Source organism: Streptomyces sp. NPDC090106, assembly GCF_044747265.1.
GTDB lineage: Bacteria > Actinomycetota > Actinomycetes > Streptomycetales > Streptomycetaceae > Streptomyces.
The window spans coordinates 494,091-510,972 of sequence record NZ_JBIVDS010000004.1 but is presented as its reverse complement, the minus strand read 5'-3'; the positions used below and the strand labels follow the sequence as shown (position 1 = coordinate 510,972).

Annotated in this window: 11 protein-coding genes; 9 read left to right on the top strand and 2 right to left on the bottom strand. The window is 68.9% G+C overall.

Features of this window, described 5'->3' with window-relative positions:
- Positions 1 to 64: 64 nt before the first annotated feature.
- Positions 65 to 2,674 (bottom strand): transglycosylase domain-containing protein, encoded by a 2,610-nt coding sequence (locus ACIPSE_RS16075; protein WP_401662753.1) that lies wholly within the window; start codon positions 2,672 to 2,674, stop codon positions 65 to 67.
- Positions 2,675 to 3,037: 363 nt separating this feature from the next.
- Here ACIPSE_RS16075 and ACIPSE_RS16070 point away from each other — a divergent pair, with 363 nt between their 5' ends.
- The 4 genes from ACIPSE_RS16070 to ACIPSE_RS16055 all read left to right on the top strand — a co-directional run bounded on the left by ACIPSE_RS16070 (position 3,038) and on the right by ACIPSE_RS16055 (position 6,832).
- The gene (locus ACIPSE_RS16070) at positions 3,038 to 3,730 is read left to right on the top strand and encodes a PadR family transcriptional regulator (protein WP_401662751.1); all 693 of its coding nucleotides are present in this window, start codon (positions 3,038 to 3,040) and stop codon (positions 3,728 to 3,730) included.
- Positions 3,731 to 3,776: 46 nt separating this feature from the next.
- Positions 3,777 to 4,859, top strand: a complete 1,083-nt coding sequence (locus ACIPSE_RS16065) for an inositol-3-phosphate synthase (RefSeq protein ID WP_401662749.1) — start codon at positions 3,777 to 3,779, stop codon at positions 4,857 to 4,859.
- Positions 4,860 to 4,957: 98 nt separating this feature from the next.
- Entirely contained in the window at positions 4,958 to 6,223 is a 1,266-nt protein-coding gene (locus ACIPSE_RS16060; protein ID WP_401662747.1) for an MFS transporter, read from the top strand.
- A 123-nt stretch (positions 6,224 to 6,346) separates the two neighbouring features.
- Entirely contained in the window at positions 6,347 to 6,832 is a 486-nt protein-coding gene (locus tag ACIPSE_RS16055) for a hypothetical protein (protein ID WP_401662745.1), read from the top strand.
- 125 nt (positions 6,833 to 6,957) lie between these two features.
- Here the strand turns inward: ACIPSE_RS16055 and ACIPSE_RS16050 are convergent, their stop codons facing one another.
- A complete protein-coding gene (locus tag ACIPSE_RS16050) occupies positions 6,958 to 8,400 on the bottom strand; it encodes a CCA tRNA nucleotidyltransferase (RefSeq protein ID WP_401662743.1) in 1,443 nt (480 codons plus the stop codon).
- A gap of 244 nt (positions 8,401 to 8,644) precedes the next feature.
- Between ACIPSE_RS16050 and ACIPSE_RS16045 the strand changes: the two genes are divergently transcribed.
- The 5 genes from ACIPSE_RS16045 (at position 8,645) to ACIPSE_RS16025 (ending at position 16,783) form a co-directional block, all read left to right on the top strand.
- Complete coding sequence (locus tag ACIPSE_RS16045) at positions 8,645 to 11,014, top strand: DUF6049 family protein (protein WP_401662741.1); 2,370 nt, start codon at positions 8,645 to 8,647, stop codon at positions 11,012 to 11,014.
- A 45-nt stretch (positions 11,015 to 11,059) separates the two neighbouring features.
- Positions 11,060 to 13,321: a murein biosynthesis integral membrane protein MurJ gene (gene murJ / locus ACIPSE_RS16040; protein WP_401662739.1), complete on the top strand. Its 2,262-nt coding sequence runs from the start codon at positions 11,060 to 11,062 to the stop codon at positions 13,319 to 13,321.
- Positions 13,322 to 13,459: 138 nt separating this feature from the next.
- Complete coding sequence (locus ACIPSE_RS16035; RefSeq protein WP_401662737.1) at positions 13,460 to 15,178, top strand: protein kinase family protein; 1,719 nt, start codon at positions 13,460 to 13,462, stop codon at positions 15,176 to 15,178.
- A 31-nt stretch (positions 15,179 to 15,209) separates the two neighbouring features.
- A complete protein-coding gene (gene sigM / locus ACIPSE_RS16030; RefSeq protein WP_401662735.1) occupies positions 15,210 to 15,935 on the top strand; it encodes an RNA polymerase sigma factor SigM in 726 nt (241 codons plus the stop codon).
- Complete coding sequence (locus tag ACIPSE_RS16025) at positions 15,932 to 16,783, top strand: anti-sigma factor family protein (RefSeq protein WP_401662733.1); 852 nt, start codon at positions 15,932 to 15,934, stop codon at positions 16,781 to 16,783. Before sigM ends, ACIPSE_RS16025 begins: the two co-directional genes overlap by 4 nt.
- Positions 16,784 to 16,882 lie beyond the last annotated feature (99 nt).

Here is a 16,882-nt window from a genome sequence, read left to right as displayed (position 1 = left end):
CAAAGAAAAAGGATCGGGGGCGACCGCGCGGTCGCCCCCGATCCTTTTCATCAGTTACCGGTTGCTATCCCGACGAGCCTCCGAAGAGCCCACCGTTGCCATTGCCTCTGGTCGTGTCCTCGGATTCCGTGGCCGACGGACTGGAGGTGGTGCCTCCGTCCGTACCGCCGGTGTCCGTACCGCCGGTGGTCTCCTCGCAGTTCCAGCCGATGGTGCAGGTCTCGCTCGCGGAGGGCGAGGGAGCGGTCAGGGACGGCGTGGGCGTCGGCGTGACGGTCTCCGTCGGGGTCTCGCTCGGCGTCACGGTGACGGAAGGCGTCGGGGACGGTGCGCCCTCCCCGTCCTGGATCTCACCGATCTTCTCGGCGTCCGGGAAGCCGGGGTCGCTGTCGCCCTTGAGGGCCGCCTTCATGTACTCGGTCCAGATGAGCGTCGGGATGTCACCACCGTGGATGGAGTCCACACCCGCGGTGCCGTTCATGGACAGCAGCTTGCTGTCCTTCTCACGGAACATCGCGATCGACGTCGACAACTGCTGGGTGTACCCGACGAACCAGGCGGACTTGTTCTCGTCGGTGGTACCGGTCTTGCCGGCCGCCGCGCGACCCAGGGCCTTGGCGTTCTGACCCGTACCGTTCTCGATGACGTTCTCGAGGACGTCGGTGATGTTGTTCGCCACGTTCTCCGGCATGGCCAGCTTGACCTTGGGCTTGTCGAACCCGCCCATCTCCTGACCGTTGCGCTTGACGCTGGTCACGGAGTACGGATCGGCCTGCTTGCCGGAGGCAGCGAAGGTCGCGTACGCGTCGGCCATGCGGATGGCGCTGGGAGTCGACGTACCGAGCGCGAAGGACGCGTTCGTCGTCTCGAAGCTCTGGTCGAGGATGCCCGCCTTCTTGGCCACGCTCTCTACGTTCTTCATCCCCACGTCCATGCCGAGCTGGACGAACGGCGTGTTGACGGACTGCTCCATCGCCTTCCGCAAGGAGATGTAGCCCCAGGGATAGTCGCTCTCGTTCTCCTGGTAGAAGACGGACTGGTCCTTGTTCAGGACGTAACTGCCGTCGTTCTCCCTGACCTTGAGATGGTCGTCGCCGTTGTACTTGCTCAGCGGTGAGACGCCCTCTTCGCGGTCCTTGTACGTCCCGTACTCCATCGCCGCGGCCAGCACGAACGGCTTCCACGTCGAACCCACGGGGACGCCGGAGGTGTCGGCGTTGTTGGTGAAGCGGTTGTTCTCGTAACCGGCGCCGCCGTAGAGCGCGACGATCGCACCGTCGTTGGGCCGCACCGACGCGGCGCCGAACTGGACGTCCTTGTCCTTGTCGCGCTTGTCCGGGTCGATCTTCTGCTTCTCGATCTTCTTGACGGCCTTGGTGAGGGCGTCGACCTTGTCCTTCTCGAAGGTCGTGTAGATCTGGAAGCCGCCCTGGTCGAACTCGGTCTGCGAGATGTCCGAGTGGGCCAGCACGTACTTCTTGGCCGTGTCGACGAGGTAGCTGATCTGCCCGGTCATGCCCTTGGTCGCCTTGAGGCCCTGGGGCGCGGGGTACTTCTTGATGGCCTTCTGGTACTCGGCGTCCGTGATGCGGTCGTCGTTGTGCATCTGCTCGAGGATCCAGCCCCAGCGCTCCTGGGAACGCTTGGTGTTGGCGGCCTTGGTCGCGGTCGGGTCGTAGCTCGTGTTGTCGACCGGGTCGTAGTACGTCGGACCCTTCAGCAGCGCGGCGAGGAACCCGCACTCGGACACCGTGAGCTTCTCGGCGTCCTTGCCGTAGTAGGTCTGCGCGGCGGCCTGGATGCCGTAGGCGCCGCGACCGTAGTACGAGGTGTTCAGGTAGCCCTGGAGGATCTCGTCCTTCGTGAGCTTCGTGCCCACCTTGATGGAAATGAACATCTCCTTGAACTTGCGGGAGACGGTCTGTTCCTGGCTCAGGTAGGTGTTCTTCACGTACTGCTGGGTGATGGTCGATCCACCCTGCGTGTCCCCGCCGCGCGCCATGTTGGCGAGCGCTCGGGCGATACCCATGGGGTCGACACCGGAGTCCGTGTAGAAGCTCTTGTTCTCGGCGGAGATCACCGCGAACTGCATGGCCTTGGGAATCTTGTCGATGCCCACGTTCTGCCGGTTGGCGCCACTACCGGTGGCGACCATCTGGCTGCCGTCCTCCCAGTAGTAGACGTTGTTCTCGGACTTGGCCGCGGCGTTCTCGTTCGGGATGCCGACCATGGCGTACCCGATGCCCGCCACGGCGACGAGACCGCCGACGAAGGCGATGCAGAGTCCGGAGACGAGCCGCCAGGACGGCACCCAGCGCTGCCAGCCGTACTTGCCGGCGCGCGGGTAGTCGACGATCCGGTTCTTGGTGGATGTGGTGGCTCGTCCTCGTCCAGGACCGGCGGCGTCGGCGCGGCGTCCGCCGCGGCCGGTGGGTTCTGACGCTCTGCGGCGGCTTCCGCCTCTCTGCGTCGCGCGCCGGGCGTCGGCGCGGCCGCTGTACGGCTGCTCCTCGGCTTCCGGTCCGTGTGAACCCGACCCATACGCGTCGGAAGGAGATCCGGTGGCGCCACGCGGTGCCGCGCGGCGGCCGGAGGACGAGCCGGACTGGCCGCGTCGGGCCGCGGCACGTCCGCCTCCCTGCGGCTGCGGCGGTTTGCGACGGTGCTCGCTCATCGAACGACTACTCCTCGGGCAGGCGCACCCTTGCGCGCCTGGAAACGGCGGCTGGTTTCCGGTCCCCCCGAAGTACGGATGTGGTCGCTGTCGCATTCACCCGTACTGCACCGAGCACGACGACGCCCCCAGACGTCACTCGGTTCCCGGTGGTGTGCATGGCGCACAGACTACGCACCGTCAAAACCTGCCTAGCCCCGAAGTTCACCCCAAATCAGGCAACTTGCTTCCAACGAATCGGTGATGTGATCCCGTTCACCATCCCCCCACTTGTCGCAGCGGGAGGGGCGTTCTATCGTGCTGATGTATCGACTCGATACATCAGCACGACATAAAGACGGTGCAGAACGAGAGGAGGCGAGCATGAGCCGGCGTTCCGGGATCCTTGAGTTCGCCGTCCTCGGTCTGCTCCGCGAGTCCCCGATGCACGGCTATGAGCTGCGCAAACGACTCAACACGTCGCTGGGTGTGTTCCGTGCGTTCAGCTACGGGACGCTCTACCCCTGTCTCAAGACGCTGGTCGCCAACGGCTGGTTGATCGAGGAATCGGCGAACACCCCCGAGGACGCCCTCGCGGCCCCCCTCACCGGCCGCCGCGCGAAGATCGTCTACCGGTTGACGGCGGAAGGTAAGGAGCACTTCGAGGAGCTGCTCTCCCAGACCGGCCCCGACGCGTACGAGGATGAGCACTTCGCCGCGCGTTTCGCCTTCTTCGGCCAGACCTCGCGCGATGTGCGCGTGCGTGTGCTGGAAGGCCGCCGCAGCCGCCTGGAGGAGCGCCTGGAGAAGATGCGCGTGTCGTTCACGCGCACCAGGGAGCGCCTCGACGACTACACCCTTGAGCTCCAGCGCCACGGAATGGAGTCCGTGGAGCGCGAAGTGCGCTGGCTGAACGAGCTCATCGAGAGTGAGCGGGCCGGACGGGACCTCCGCGGTGCCACGTCCGGGGAGCCCGCTCAGTCATCACCGCAGAACAACACATCTGGAGCGCCGGGCGACCTGCCACGGTCCGGGGACATCCCCCGGCCCGATTCGCCCGACGACACCACCACGTGAGCGCCGAACACGGCCTCACTTCGTACACACACAGGGAGCAACCGGAATGGGTTCGGTTCGCGTAGCCATCGTCGGTGTGGGCAACTGCGCCGCGTCGCTGGTTCAGGGAGTCGAGTACTACAAGGACGCCGACCCGGCGTCCAAGGTGCCCGGCCTGATGCACGTCCAGTTCGGCGACTACCACGTCGGTGACGTCGAGTTCGTCGCCGCCTTCGACGTCGACGCGAAGAAGGTCGGTCTCGACCTCTCGGACGCCATCGGTGCCAGCGAGAACAACACCATCAAGATCTGCGACGTCCCGAACAAGGGCGTCACGGTCCAGCGCGGCCACACCCTGGACGGTCTCGGCAAGTACTACCGCCAGACCATCGAGGAGTCCGCCGAGGCCCCGGTCGACGTCGTCCAGATCCTCAAGGACCGTCAGGTCGACGTTCTCGTCTGCTACCTGCCCGTCGGTTCCGAGGACGCGGCGAAGTTCTACGCCCAGTGCGCCATCGACGCCAAGGTCGCCTTCGTCAACGCCCTCCCGGTCTTCATCGCCGGCACCAAGGAGTGGGCGGACAAGTTCACCGAGGCGGGCGTCCCGATCGTCGGTGACGACATCAAGTCCCAGGTCGGCGCGACCATCACGCACCGTGTGATGGCGAAGCTGTTCGAGGACCGCGGTGTCCGTCTTGAGCGCACCATGCAGCTCAACGTCGGCGGCAACATGGACTTCAAGAACATGCTGGAGCGCGACCGCCTCGAGTCGAAGAAGATCTCGAAGACGCAGGCCGTCACCTCGCAGATCCCCGACCGCGACCTGGGCGAGAAGAACGTCCACATCGGTCCCTCGGACTACGTGGCCTGGCTCGACGACCGCAAGTGGGCCTACGTCCGCCTCGAGGGCCGTGCCTTCGGCGACGTCCCGCTGAACCTGGAGTACAAGCTCGAGGTCTGGGACTCCCCGAACTCCGCGGGTGTCATCATCGACGCCCTGCGCGCCGCGAAGATCGCCAAGGACCGCGGCATCGGCGGCCCGATCCTCTCGGCGTCCTCGTACTTCATGAAGTCCCCGCCGGTCCAGTACTTCGACGACGAGGCCTTCGCCAACGTCGAGAAGTTCATCAAGGGCGAGGTCGAGCGCTAAAGCTCACTCCCGGTCAAAAACGCTCCTGCCAGGGCTGAATCGAGGGCTCCCGGGTGGTCACCCACCCGGGAGCCCTCCCCCTGTGTGAGGCTGTGCCCATGGCCGTCGTCCGTGATCTGCGCGTTCTGCTGCGCTTCCAGGGCTTCCGGCGCCTCCTCGCGGTACGTCTGCTCTCCCAGGGCGCCGACGGCGTCTACCAGGTCGCGCTCGCCGCGTACGTCGTCTTCTCCCCGGAGAAGCAGACCTCGGCCGCCTCGATCGCCTCCGCCATGGCGGTCCTGCTCCTCCCGTACTCCCTGGTGGGCCCGTTCGCCGGCGTCCTGCTGGACCGCTGGCGCCGCCGCCAGGTCTTCCTCTACGGCAATCTCGTGCGGGCCCTGATGGCCTCGGCGACGGCAGTCCTGATGGTCAGCCATGTCCCCGACTGGCTCTTCTACGTCTCCGCCCTGTGCGTCACCGCCGTCAACCGCTTCGTCCTGTCGGGCCTGTCCGCCGCACTGCCCCGGGTCGTCGACGACGAGCGCCTGGTCGTCGCCAACTCTCTCTCCCCGACCGCGGGGACGCTGGCGGCGACTCTGGGCGGCGGTCTCGCCTTCGTCGTCCGCCTGGTGGTGGCGGACTCCGACGCCGCCGTGGTCCTTCTCGGGGCCGCCCTGTATCTGTGTGCGGCGCTGGCCTCGCTGCGCATCTCCCGGGAACTGCTCGGCCCCGACCGCGCGTTGGTCCGGCCGGGCCTCACGGCGGCCCTCTCCGGCACGGCACGCGACCTCAGGGCCGGCGTACGCCATCTGGCCGGGGAACCCCGCAGGGAGGCCGCCTGGGCGCTCGCCTCGATGACCCTGATGCGGTTCTGCTACGGCGCTCTGCTGGTCATGCTGCTGATGCTGTGCCGCTACGCGTTCTCCGACACGACCGACGACGGACTGGCCCTGCTGGGCCTGGCGTTGGGCATCTCGGGCGCCGGCTTCTTCGTGGCCGCCCTGGTGACACCGTGGGCCACGCGACGGCTCGGTGGTCCCGGCCGCTGGATCGTGGTGTGCGCGGGCACGGCCGCGGTCCTGGAACCGGCGCTGGGCCTCCCCTTCGCCACCGTGCCCATGCTGACCGCCTCGTTCGTCCTGGGCCTGACCACCCAGGGCGCGAAGATCTCGACGGACACCCTCGTGCAGTCAGCGGTCGACGACGAGTTCCGGGGCCGCGTCTTCTCGGTCTACGACGTGCTGTTCAACGTGGCCTTCGTCGGTGCGGCAGGGGTCGCCGCACTGATGCTTCCGCCGGACGGCCGCTCGGCGGTCCTGGTCGTGACAGTCGCCTTGGTGTACGGGGCGGTTGCTGCCACTATGGCCCGCTTTACCCACCGGTAAGTGTCACATCAATGACACAACGCCCCCCTGGGCTTCAGCGCTGTCAGTGGGGCCGGGTAGCTTACGTCCGTCTTACGCGCTTCTTATGCGCCTCACAAACCCATGTACTAGGGGGACCCCCGCATGTCTACTCCGCCGCCCCAGGGCCAGAATCCTTACGCCCAGGACCCGCAGACCCAGCCCGCCCCGGGCCAGCCCGTTCCGCCCCAGGGTGGCGGCAACCCCTTCGCGCAGGGCGCCCCGCAGGGCGGCGCTCCGTACGCGCCGGTTCCTCCGACCCCGCCGACCCGCCGCTTCAGCAAGAAGGCGCTGCGCATCGTCGGCTTCATCGTCATCGCGATCCTCATAGCCGTCGGCAAGTGGTACGTCGGTCAGACCGACGCCGAGACCACGTCCAAGGGCAGCTGCATGCACAACGAGGGCACGCAGACCTCGCCGGACCTCAAGACGGTCGACTGCTCGTCCAGCGACTCGCAGTACAAGGTCGTCGAGAAGTTCGACAACACCAGCGACAGCAACAAGTGCGAGACGGTGGCCGACGCCGAGATCGCGTACTACCAGCAGGGCGACAACCACGACGTGGTTCTCTGCCTGAAGGAAGTCAAGTAAGCGCGTAGGGCAGCACGACTCTCGGTGAACACCGGGCGATGTTTCACGTGAAACATCGACCCGAGAACACCCCAGAGCGAAAAGGGCGGGCATGTTTCACGTGAAACATGCCCGCCCTTTCGTTGTCAGCTCTGGTCCGCCCACCACTCCTTGAGCGCCTTGGCCGCGGCGTCCTCGCCCATCGGCCCGTTCTCCAGCCGCAGTTCCAGCAGGAACTGATACGCGCGGCCGATGACCGGCCCGGGACCGACATCCAGGATCTGCATGATCTGGTTGCCGTCCAGGTCCGGGCGGATCGCGTCCAGCTCCTCCTGCTCCTGGAGCTGGGTGATGCGCTCCTCCAGACCGTCGTAGGCGCGGGACAGCGTGGCCGCCTTGCGCTTGTTGCGGGTCGTGCAGTCGGAGCGGGTCAGCTTGTGCAGGCGACCGAGGAGAGGGCCCGCGTCACGGACATAGCGTCGGACCGCGGAGTCGGTCCACTCGCCCATGCCGTAGCCGTGGAAGCGCAGGTGGAGTTCGACGAGCCGGGAGACGTCCTTCACCAGCTCGTTGGAGTACTTCAGCGCCGTCATACGCTTCTTGGTCATCTTGGCGCCGACCACCTCGTGGTGGTGGAAGGAGACCCGGCCGTCACTCTCGAAGCGACGGGTGCGCGGCTTGCCGATGTCGTGCAGCAGGGCCGACAGCCGCAGCACCAGGTCCGGACCGTCCTCCTCCAGCGCGATCGCCTGCTCCAGCACGATCAGCGTGTGCTCGTAGACGTCCTTGTGCCGGTGGTGCTCGTCGCTCTCCAGCTGAAGGGCCGGGAGCTCGGGCAGTACATGGTCGGCCAGGCCGGTGTCGACGAGGAGGGTCAGTCCCTTGCGCGGGTGCGCGGAGAGGATCAGCTTGTTCAGCTCGTCCCGGACCCGCTCCGCGGAGACGATATCGATCCGCCCGGACATCTCCGTCATGGCGGTCACCACCTCGGGCGCCACCTCGAAGTCGAGCTGAGCGGCGAACCGCGCGGCCCGCATCATCCGCAGCGGGTCGTCCGAGAAGGACTCCTCCGGGGTGCTCGGCGTACGCAGCACGCGCGCCGCCAGATCCTCCAGGCCGCCGTGCGGATCGATGAAGTCCTTCGCCGGCAGCGCGACGGCCATCGCGTTCACGGTGAAGTCCCGCCGGACGAGGTCCTCCTCGATGGAGTCGCCGTAGGACACCTCGGGCTTGCGCGAGGTCCGGTCGTACGCCTCCGAGCGGTAGGTCGTGACCTCGATCTGGTAGCCGTCCTTCTGCGCCCCGACCGTGCCGAAGGCGATCCCGACCTCCCACAGGGCGTCCGCCCACGGACGCACGATCTTCAGTACGTCCTGAGGGCGGGCGTCTGTCGTGAAGTCCAGGTCGTTGCCGAGCCGGCCGAGCAGCGCGTCCCGGACCGAACCGCCGACCAGGGCGAGTGAGAACCCGGCCTCCTGGAAACGGCGGGCGAGGTCATCGGCGACAGGCGCGACCCGCAGCAGTTCACTGACCGCGCGTTGCTGCACCTGGCTCAGGGCGCTGGGGGTGTCTTCGTTGGCGTTCGGCACAACAGAAGAGGGTACGTGGCCACGGCCTCGGCGAGCGCCTCCATTGAATCTGCACAGCCCTACAGGCAGGCGTCACCGCCCGGCACACAGATCGGCTTCGCTTTATACATAGACATACGGGACAGCCCGGCCGTCTACCCGATCTTGTGGAGCAGTCCGCGGCACTTCCCCTCCGCGCGCATCGTTACCATGCGTGGACGCACATTCCGACGACCACTGACGACGACGAGGGACGGGCGAGCGCGTGGCCGAGGCGGCAGACTTCCAGGGGACCAGTCCCTCACCTGCCCGCCGCTGGCTGCGGCGCACCGGGGCGCTGCTCGCCGGCGCACCACTGCTCGCCGGGCTGATCCAGTTCACCGCCGCCGCGCCCGCCGAGGCCGCCTCGGGTTCCGGGACCGTGTCCGTCGCGCTCGACACGATCACCCCGGCCGCGCCCACGGAGGGCGACACCCTGACCGTGTCCGGCACGGTGACCAACAAGAGCAAGCGTGCGGTCACCGACGCCCAGGTCGATCTCCGCGTCGGCCCCCGGCTCAGCACCCGCTCGGACATCGACTCCGTGTCGAAGCGCACCGACTTCCAGTCCGGCCTCGACGGCACGATCGTCGGCGGCAAGTACACGGAGACCTTCTCCGAACTCGCTCCCGGCGTCGCCCAGGACTTCAGCATCTCCGTGCCGGTCGACGAGCTGGACCTCGGCGACGACGGCGTGTACCAGCTCGGCGTCTCGCTCACCGGCGAGACGTCCGCACAGCAGTGGCAGCAGGTGCTGGGCATCAAGCGGACGTTCCTGCCCTGGGAGCCCGAAGGGGCCGACACCAAGACGAAGACCACGGTCCTGTGGCCACTGGTCTCCACCGTGCACGTGACGGCCGAGACGGGGTCGAACGCGCAGCAGACGCCGGTCTTCCTCAACGACGACCTCGCCAAGGAACTCTCCGCGGGCGGTCGCCTGGACCAGCTCCTGTCGCTGGGCCGGGAGCTCGACGTCACCTGGGTGATCGACCCGGACCTGCTGGCCTCCGTGGACGCGATGACCCACACGTACCGCGTCGAGTCGGGCAGCACCACCGTCGCGGGCACCCACCAGGCGGTCGCCAAGCAGTGGCTGGCCGAGCTCCAGGAGGCGGTGATCGGCAAGGAGGTCGTCGCCCTTCCCTTCGCCGACCCGGACCTGGCGTCCCTCGCCCACAACGGCACGTCGGTGACCGGCTCTCTGAGCCACCTGAAGGAAGCCACCGACGTCGGCGCCACCACCGTCGAGACGGTGCTCCACGTGACGCCCAGCACCGACTTCGCCTGGCCCGTGGACGGCGCCGTCGACCCCTCGATCGTGAAGGTCGCCACCTCGGCCGGCGCCGACAAGGTCATCGCGCGCAATGACAGCCTGGAGGAGACCGGCGGACTGCCGTACACGCCCTCCTCGGCGCGCCCCATCGGCGGCGGGACGACGGCCGTGGTCGCGGACGCCCGCCTCTCCACGGCGTTCCAGGGCGATCTGACGGGCGCGTCCGCCTCGACGCTGGCGGTGCAGAAGTTCCTCGCCTCCAGCCTCACGCTGAACCAGCAGACCGACAAACAGCGCAGCATCGTCGTCGCCCCGCAGCGCATGCCGAGCGTCCACCAGGCCCAGGCCATGGCGGAAGCGGTGAAGGCGCTCCAGGACAGCGGCTGGAACGAGTCCCAGACCCTCGCGGAGGCCGCCGCGGCCAAGCCGGACCCGGACGCCACCACCAAGGTGCCGTCGGCCTCCAGGTACCCCTCCTCGCTGCGCAAGCAGGAGCTGCCGAAGGCGGCCTTCGAGAAGATCGCGGCCACCCAGCACAAGCTCGACGGTTTCCAGGTGATCCTCACCAACGAGTCCCGGGTCGTGACCCCCTTCGGACGCGCCATGAACCGGGAGATGTCCACGTCCTGGCGCGGGCGGGCCGCCGAGGCGACCAGTTACCGCGACGGCGTGTGGCTGTACCTCACGAGCCTGACCGACCAGGTCACCCTGATCGACAAGTCGGAGACCAAGCTCTCCGGCCGCAGCGCCACGATCCCGGTGACGGTCCAGAACAACCTGGTCCAGGGCGTCGACCATCTGGTGCTGCGGCTGACCTCGAAGAGCCCGAGGCGCCTGGAGATCGGCGGCGACACCTACGAGGAGCAGCCGGTCGCGGTCTCCGGCGGCCACAGCCAGACGGTGAAGTTCACCACCTCCGCCCAGGCCAACGGCCAGGCCACGGTCGTCGCCCAGCTCTACACGGAGGACGGCCAGCCGTACGGCGACGCCGTGACCTTCGACGTGCGGGTCACCGAGTTCACGGCCACCGTGATGCTCGTCATCGGCGGCGGCTTCCTGCTGCTGGTCCTCGCCGGCTTCCGGATGTACACCCAGCGCAAGCGCGCCGCGCGCCGGGCCGGTGACGGAGGCGACGACGGAGCGGGCGAGGCGGGCGACGGTCCGCAGGACCCGGAGGGTCCCGAGGACCGTCCGGGGGACGACACGGAGGAGTCCGGCACCGGGCCCGGGGCACACGACCCGGAGCAGCCGAGTGACCCGACACCGGACACCGCAGCGGAAAGCGCCGACCCGTCCGGCACGGGTGAGAGAGTGGACCGTTGAGGATGTCGTGGCCGGTGGGCCCGGGACGATGAGGTGGGGTAAACCATGAACGCGCCGTACGACGGTGACCGTGGCCAGGCCGCGGCCGGCCCGGGCGATCCCGAGGGGCCGCTGCCCGAGCCGGGCCAGGTGCCGCCGCAGCCGCCCGCGGACATGTACCTCCAGGACGCCTACGACCAGGACCCCTACCGGGCGCGTGACCTCGCCGCCCAGGACCCGGTCGCCGAGGCTCTCTACGACCGCGCCGCGCACCCGCCGCCGCCCCCGGGCACGTACCAGCCGCAGCAGCCGCTCTACAGCCGGCCGCAGCAGCCGCAGCACGCGCCCGACCCGCACGTCTGGGCGCAGACCCCGGCCCCGGAACCGGACAGCGCGACCCAGTACCTGCCCTACGGCGACGACCCGCGCACGACCCAGTACGTCGGTGTCGACGACCTGGTGACGCACTCCGCGGAGGAGCGGCACGAGCCGGACGCCTTCGCCCACCTCTTCCGCGACCAGGGCCGCCCGGCGCAGCAGCCCCCGTCGGTACCGGGCCCGTCCCCGGCTCCGGCGCAGTCGGCGCCGCCGCCCGTGTCCGACAAGACCCTGAACCTGGGCACCGCGCCGGTGCCGCCCGCGGCTCCCTCGTCCTCGGACACCGCGGCTCCCGCCGCTGCCGCCGCGTCGAAGAAGGGCGGCAAGGCCTCGGGACTGCTGAAGTCCAGCGCGGTCATGGCGGCGGGCACGTTGGTGTCCCGGCTCACCGGCTTCGTCCGGTCCGCGATGATCGTCGCGGCGCTGGGCACCGCGTTCCTGGGCGATGCCTTCCAGGTGGCCTACCAGCTGCCGACCATGATCTACATCCTCACCGTCGGCGGCGGCCTGAACTCCGTCTTCGTGCCGCAGCTCGTGCGCGCGATGAAGGAGGACGACGACGGCGGCGAGTCCTACGCGAACCGTCTGCTGACGCTCGTGATGGTGGCGCTGGCCGCGCTCACCGCGCTCGCGATGCTCGCGGCGCCCGTGCTGGTCCGGGCGATCTCCAACCCCGTGGCGAGCGACCCCGCCGCCAACGACGTCGCGATCACCTTCACCCGCTACTTCCTGCCCTCGATCTTCTTCATGGGCATCCACGTGGTGATGGGCCAGATCCTCAACGCCCGCGGCAAGTTCGGCGCGATGATGTGGACCCCGGTCCTCAACAACGTCGTCATCATCGTGACGCTCGGCATGTTCCTGTGGGTGTACGGCACCTCCGAGCACTCCGGGATGAGCGTCACGAACATCCCGCCGGAGGGGCAGCGCCTGCTCGGCGTGGGCATCCTGCTCGGCCTCGTGGTGCAGGCACTGGCGATGATCCCCTACCTGCGCGAGACCGGGTTCCGGCTGCGGCTGCGCTTCGACTGGAAGGGCCACGGCCTCGGCAAGGCCGCGATGCTCGCCAAGTGGACCATCCTGTTCGTCCTCGCCAACCAGGCGGGCGCGCTCGTGGTCACCCAGCTCGCCACCGCCGCCGTCGCCGACACGAACATCGCGGGCACCGGCTTCAGCGCCTACGCCAACGCGCAGCTGATCTGGGGTCTGCCCCAGGCCATCATCACCGTGTCCCTCATGGCCGCCCTGCTGCCGCGCATCTCCCGCTCGGCCGCGGAGGACGACGGCGGCGCGGTGCGCGACGACATCTCACAGGGGCTGCGCACGACCGCGGTCGCGATCGTCCCCATCTCCTTCGGGTTCCTCGCGCTCGGCATCCCGATGTGCACCCTGATCTTCGGCTCCTCCGGCACCGGCGCCGCCACGAACATGGGCTACATGCTGATGGCCTTCGGCCTCGGCCTGATCCCCTACTCCGTGCAGTACGTGGTCCTGCGCGCGTTCTACGCCTACGAGGACACCCGGACCCCCTTCTACAACACGGTCATCGTGGCCGCCGTCAACGCGGTCGCGTCCGCCGTCTGCTTCTTCGTCCTCCCGGCCCGCTGGGCGGTCGTCGGCATGGCCGCCTCGTACGGGCTCGCCTACGTCATCGGCGTCGGTGTCGCGTGGAGCCGGCTGCGCAAGAAGCTGGGCGGTGACCTGGACGGTGCCCGGGTGATGCGGACGTACGCGCGTCTCTGCATCGCCTCGGTGCCGGCCGCGCTGCTGAGCGGCGCCGCCTGCTACGGGATCGGCGTCACGCTCGGCCAGGGCGTGGCCGGTTCCTTCGCGGCCCTGCTCGTCGGTGGTGCCGTACTGCTCGGGATCTTCTTCCTCGCCGCCCGCAAGATGCGGATCGAGGAACTGAACTCCCTGGTGGGCATGGTGCGCGGACGTCTGGGACGCTGAGGCCGGGGTACGCGCACAACCATCGTCAGCAACTGTGTGTCGTGCATAGCGGCGGACTGTGGGCACAATTGGTCTCGGCGTCGGACAGCGCGCACGGAAGTCGAGCGGCGCGCGATGAATGGGGAGGCAGGAACGACGGTGGCGGAACGGAGCACGGCTGCCGTCGACGTGGCAGACAACAGCGGCGACGAGCCGCTGACCGCAACTGCGGACCAGTCCACGGCCGACGGGGTGGCCACTAACCGGGAGCGGGACACGGACATCGACGAGGCACAGGGGAGTGGCGGGACCGAGCGTCCCGAGAAGGCCTCACCGCCCGAGCTGCACAGCGGCCACAAACTCGCCAGACGCTACCGCCTGGAGGAGTGTGTCACCCGTCTGGACGGTTTCAGCAGTTGGCGTGCGGTCGACGAGAAACTCCGTCGTGCCGTCGGTGTGCACATCCTGCCCGCGGACCATTCCCGGGCGCGTTCCGTGCTGGCCGCGGCCCGTTCGTCCGCCCTGCTGGGCGACCCCCGCTTCGTCCAGGTCCTGGACGCCGTCGAGGAGAACGACCTCGTCTACGTCGTCCACGAGTGGCTGCCGGACGCCACCGAGCTGACGGCGCTGCTGGCGGTGGGTCCGCTGGAGCCGCACGACGCCTACCAGTTGGTCAGCCAGATCGCCTCCGCGATGGCGGCCGCCCACCGTGAGGGGCTCGCGCATCTGCGGCTGAACCCCAACGCGGTCCTGCGGACCTCCAGCGGGCAGTGGCGCATCCGCGGCCTCGCCGTGAACGCCGCCCTGCGCGGCGTCACCTCGGAGACCCCGCAGCGCACCGACACGGAAGCGATCGGCGCGCTCCTGTACGCGGCGCTCACCCAGCGCTGGCCGTACGAGAACGACGCCTACGGCCTCTCGGGGCTGCCCAAGGACATCGGTCTGATCGCACCCGACCAGGTGCGCGCCGGTGTCCACCGCGGGCTGTCCGAGCTGTCGATGCGCGCGCTCGCCAACGACGGCGCGACCGCCTCCCGCCACGAGTCCGCGTGCACCACGCCGGAGGAACTGGTGAAGGCGATCGGCGAGATGCCCCGCATCCGCCCGCCGGAGCCCGCGTTCACCGCCCCGCCCGAGTACCAGCGCACGACGTACCAGCAGGGCACGTACGGCCGTACCGCCCCGCGTCCCGGGGCCGCGCAGCCCGTGCCGTCACCTCCGCCCCCGCTGCAGAGCCGCACCGGCCGTGCCCTCAAGTGGGCCGTCTCGGCGCTCCTCATCGCCGCGCTGGGCCTCGGCAGCTGGCAGTTGGCCGACGCGCTCCTGGACCAGGGCAACAAGAACGACGACACGAACCAGACGCAGACGACGGACGACAACGACAAGGGCGGCGACAAGGCCGTCGAGACGAAGACACTCGACATCGCGAGCGCTCAGGAGTACGTCGCCAGCGGTGACGCCCAGGCCCCGCAGGACGTCGCGAAGACCTACGACGGCGACAGCTCCACGTACTGGCGGACCAAGCGCTACAACGCCGGTCCCGAACTCGCGCCCTACAAGCCGGGCGTGGGCATCGTGTACGACCTGGGCTCGTCGCAGGAGGTCTCGCTCGCGTCGATAGGGCTCCGCTACGCCGGTGACCACACGACCGTGAAGCTCTACGCGGCCGACTCCCTGTCCCCCGCGTCGGGCATCGACGGGATGACGGAGATCGGAACCGCCACAACGAGCGGCAACTCTCTTACGGTGAAGGCGTCGAAGTCGGTCAAGACGCAGTACGTGCTGCTGTGGATCACGGCCGTGCCGAACGCGCCCTCGGACGGCTACAGCAGCGCCGGCTACAAGCAGGCGGTCACCGACGTGACGTTCAAGGGCTGAGTCCGCAGCGCATCCCAGGGGAGGGGGTCCGATGGCAGATGGCACCGCATACGGCGACGCAAGCGATCAGGACCTCCTCGCCCGGCATGTCGACGGCGACCCCGACGCGTTCGGTGAGCTGGTGCGCCGCCATCGCGACCGGCTCTGGGCGGTAGCCCTCCGCACCCTGGGAGACCGCGAGGAAGCCGCTGACGCCGTCCAGGACGCCCTGGTCTCCGCCTACCGGGCCGCCCACACCTTCCGCGGCCAGTCGGCCGTCACGACCTGGCTCCACCGGATCACGGTCAACGCCTGTCTCGACCGGGCCCGCAAGGCGGCCTCCCGCAAGACGTCCCCGGTCGACGACACCGAGCGCCTGGAGCAGTTGCTGGAGCCGCACGAGTCGGCCTCCGCCCCCGCCGAGCGCAACGATCTGCACCGCCAGCTCCTGGAAGCCCTCGGCACGCTTCCGCCGGACCAGCGGGCCGCCCTCGTCCTGGTGGACATGCAGGGGTACCCCGTCGCCGAGGCCGCCCGCATGCTCGACGTGCCGACCGGCACCGTGAAGAGCCGCTGCGCGCGCGGCCGGGCCAGACTCCTTCCCCTCGTCACCCATCTGCGGCCGGAAAACACCGCTGGCGGCAGAGAAGCCGACGCAGGACGGAACCGGGTTCCCGGGACATCCGTCCCACCGGCAGCGGGATCCTCCGACACGGATTCCCGTGAGACAGGTCCAGGCGATTCAGCCGCGGTGAAGGGCGGAGGTGGGCGAGCGTGACATCCACGACAGACATGACCGGGCACCCGGACGTCGAGGAGATCTCCGACCTCACCGAGGGCCTGCTGGACCCGTCCCGCAGCACGGACGTACGACGGCATCTGGACGCGTGCGAGCTCTGCGCGGACGTGCACGCCTCACTGGAGGAGATCCGCGGCCTGCTCGGTTCCGTACCCGGTGCGCCCCGGATGCCGGACGATGTCGCGGGCCGTATCGACGCCGCCCTCGCCGCGGAGGCTCTCCTCGGCGCGACACTGCCCGACACCGTGGACGCCGGTGCGCATGTTTCACGTGAAACATCGACGGACCGTCCCGCCGGTCACGCCCGCACCGCCACGACCGGTCCGGGCCGCAAGGGCCGCTCTCGCACATCGCGCCGCAGGATCGCCGTCCTGGGGACCGTGTTCACCGTCGCCGCCCTGGGACTCGGCACCGCACTGCTGTCGTCCTTCAACGACGGCAAGCCGTCCGTCCCGAGCGCTCAGGCCGACACCTTCTCCGGCAAGAAGCTGGAGACGGAGGTCTCCACCCTCCTCTCGGACAGCTCCAGCAATCTGCCCCCGCGGAGTTTCGGTGTGAACGGCGTCCCTGAGACCGAGAACAGCCTGAAGAACCGCACAGTCCCCCAGGTGCCCACCTGTGTCCGGCAGGCCATCGACCGGGACGACGAGGCACTGGCCGCCAAGGAAGGCACCTACGACGACGGTCCGGCCTATCTCGTCGTGCTGCCCGATGCGAAGGACAGCAGCAGGGTCGACGCGTACGTCGTGGACTCGGCCTGTGTGAAGGACGCGTCCGCCACCGCGAAGGTTCTGGCGACGCACTCCTACCCGCGCTCCACGCGGTGACGCTGCCCCTCTGCTCAGGCCCTTTCTCTCCCTTTGAACCGTGCGGCTCCGTTCGGCGGGTAACCGTACGATGTCGCCTCTCCGTGTGCCCGGACACAG

Bases quoted from the DNA above. Each gene is read 5' to 3' on its own strand.
- ACIPSE_RS16075 (WP_401662753.1), bottom strand. From the start codon at position 2,674: ATGAGCGAGCACCGTCGCAAACCGCCGCAGCCGCAGGGAGGCGGACGT.
- ACIPSE_RS16070 (WP_401662751.1), top strand. From the start codon at position 3,038: ATGAGCCGGCGTTCCGGGATCCTTGAGTTCGCCGTCCTCGGTCTGCTC.
- ACIPSE_RS16065 (WP_401662749.1), top strand. From the start codon at position 3,777: ATGGGTTCGGTTCGCGTAGCCATCGTCGGTGTGGGCAACTGCGCCGCG.
- ACIPSE_RS16060 (WP_401662747.1), top strand. From the start codon at position 4,958: ATGGCCGTCGTCCGTGATCTGCGCGTTCTGCTGCGCTTCCAGGGCTTC.
- ACIPSE_RS16055 (WP_401662745.1), top strand. From the start codon at position 6,347: ATGTCTACTCCGCCGCCCCAGGGCCAGAATCCTTACGCCCAGGACCCG.
- murJ (WP_401662739.1), top strand. From the start codon at position 11,060: ATGAACGCGCCGTACGACGGTGACCGTGGCCAGGCCGCGGCCGGCCCG.
- sigM (WP_401662735.1), top strand. From the start codon at position 15,210: ATGGCAGATGGCACCGCATACGGCGACGCAAGCGATCAGGACCTCCTC.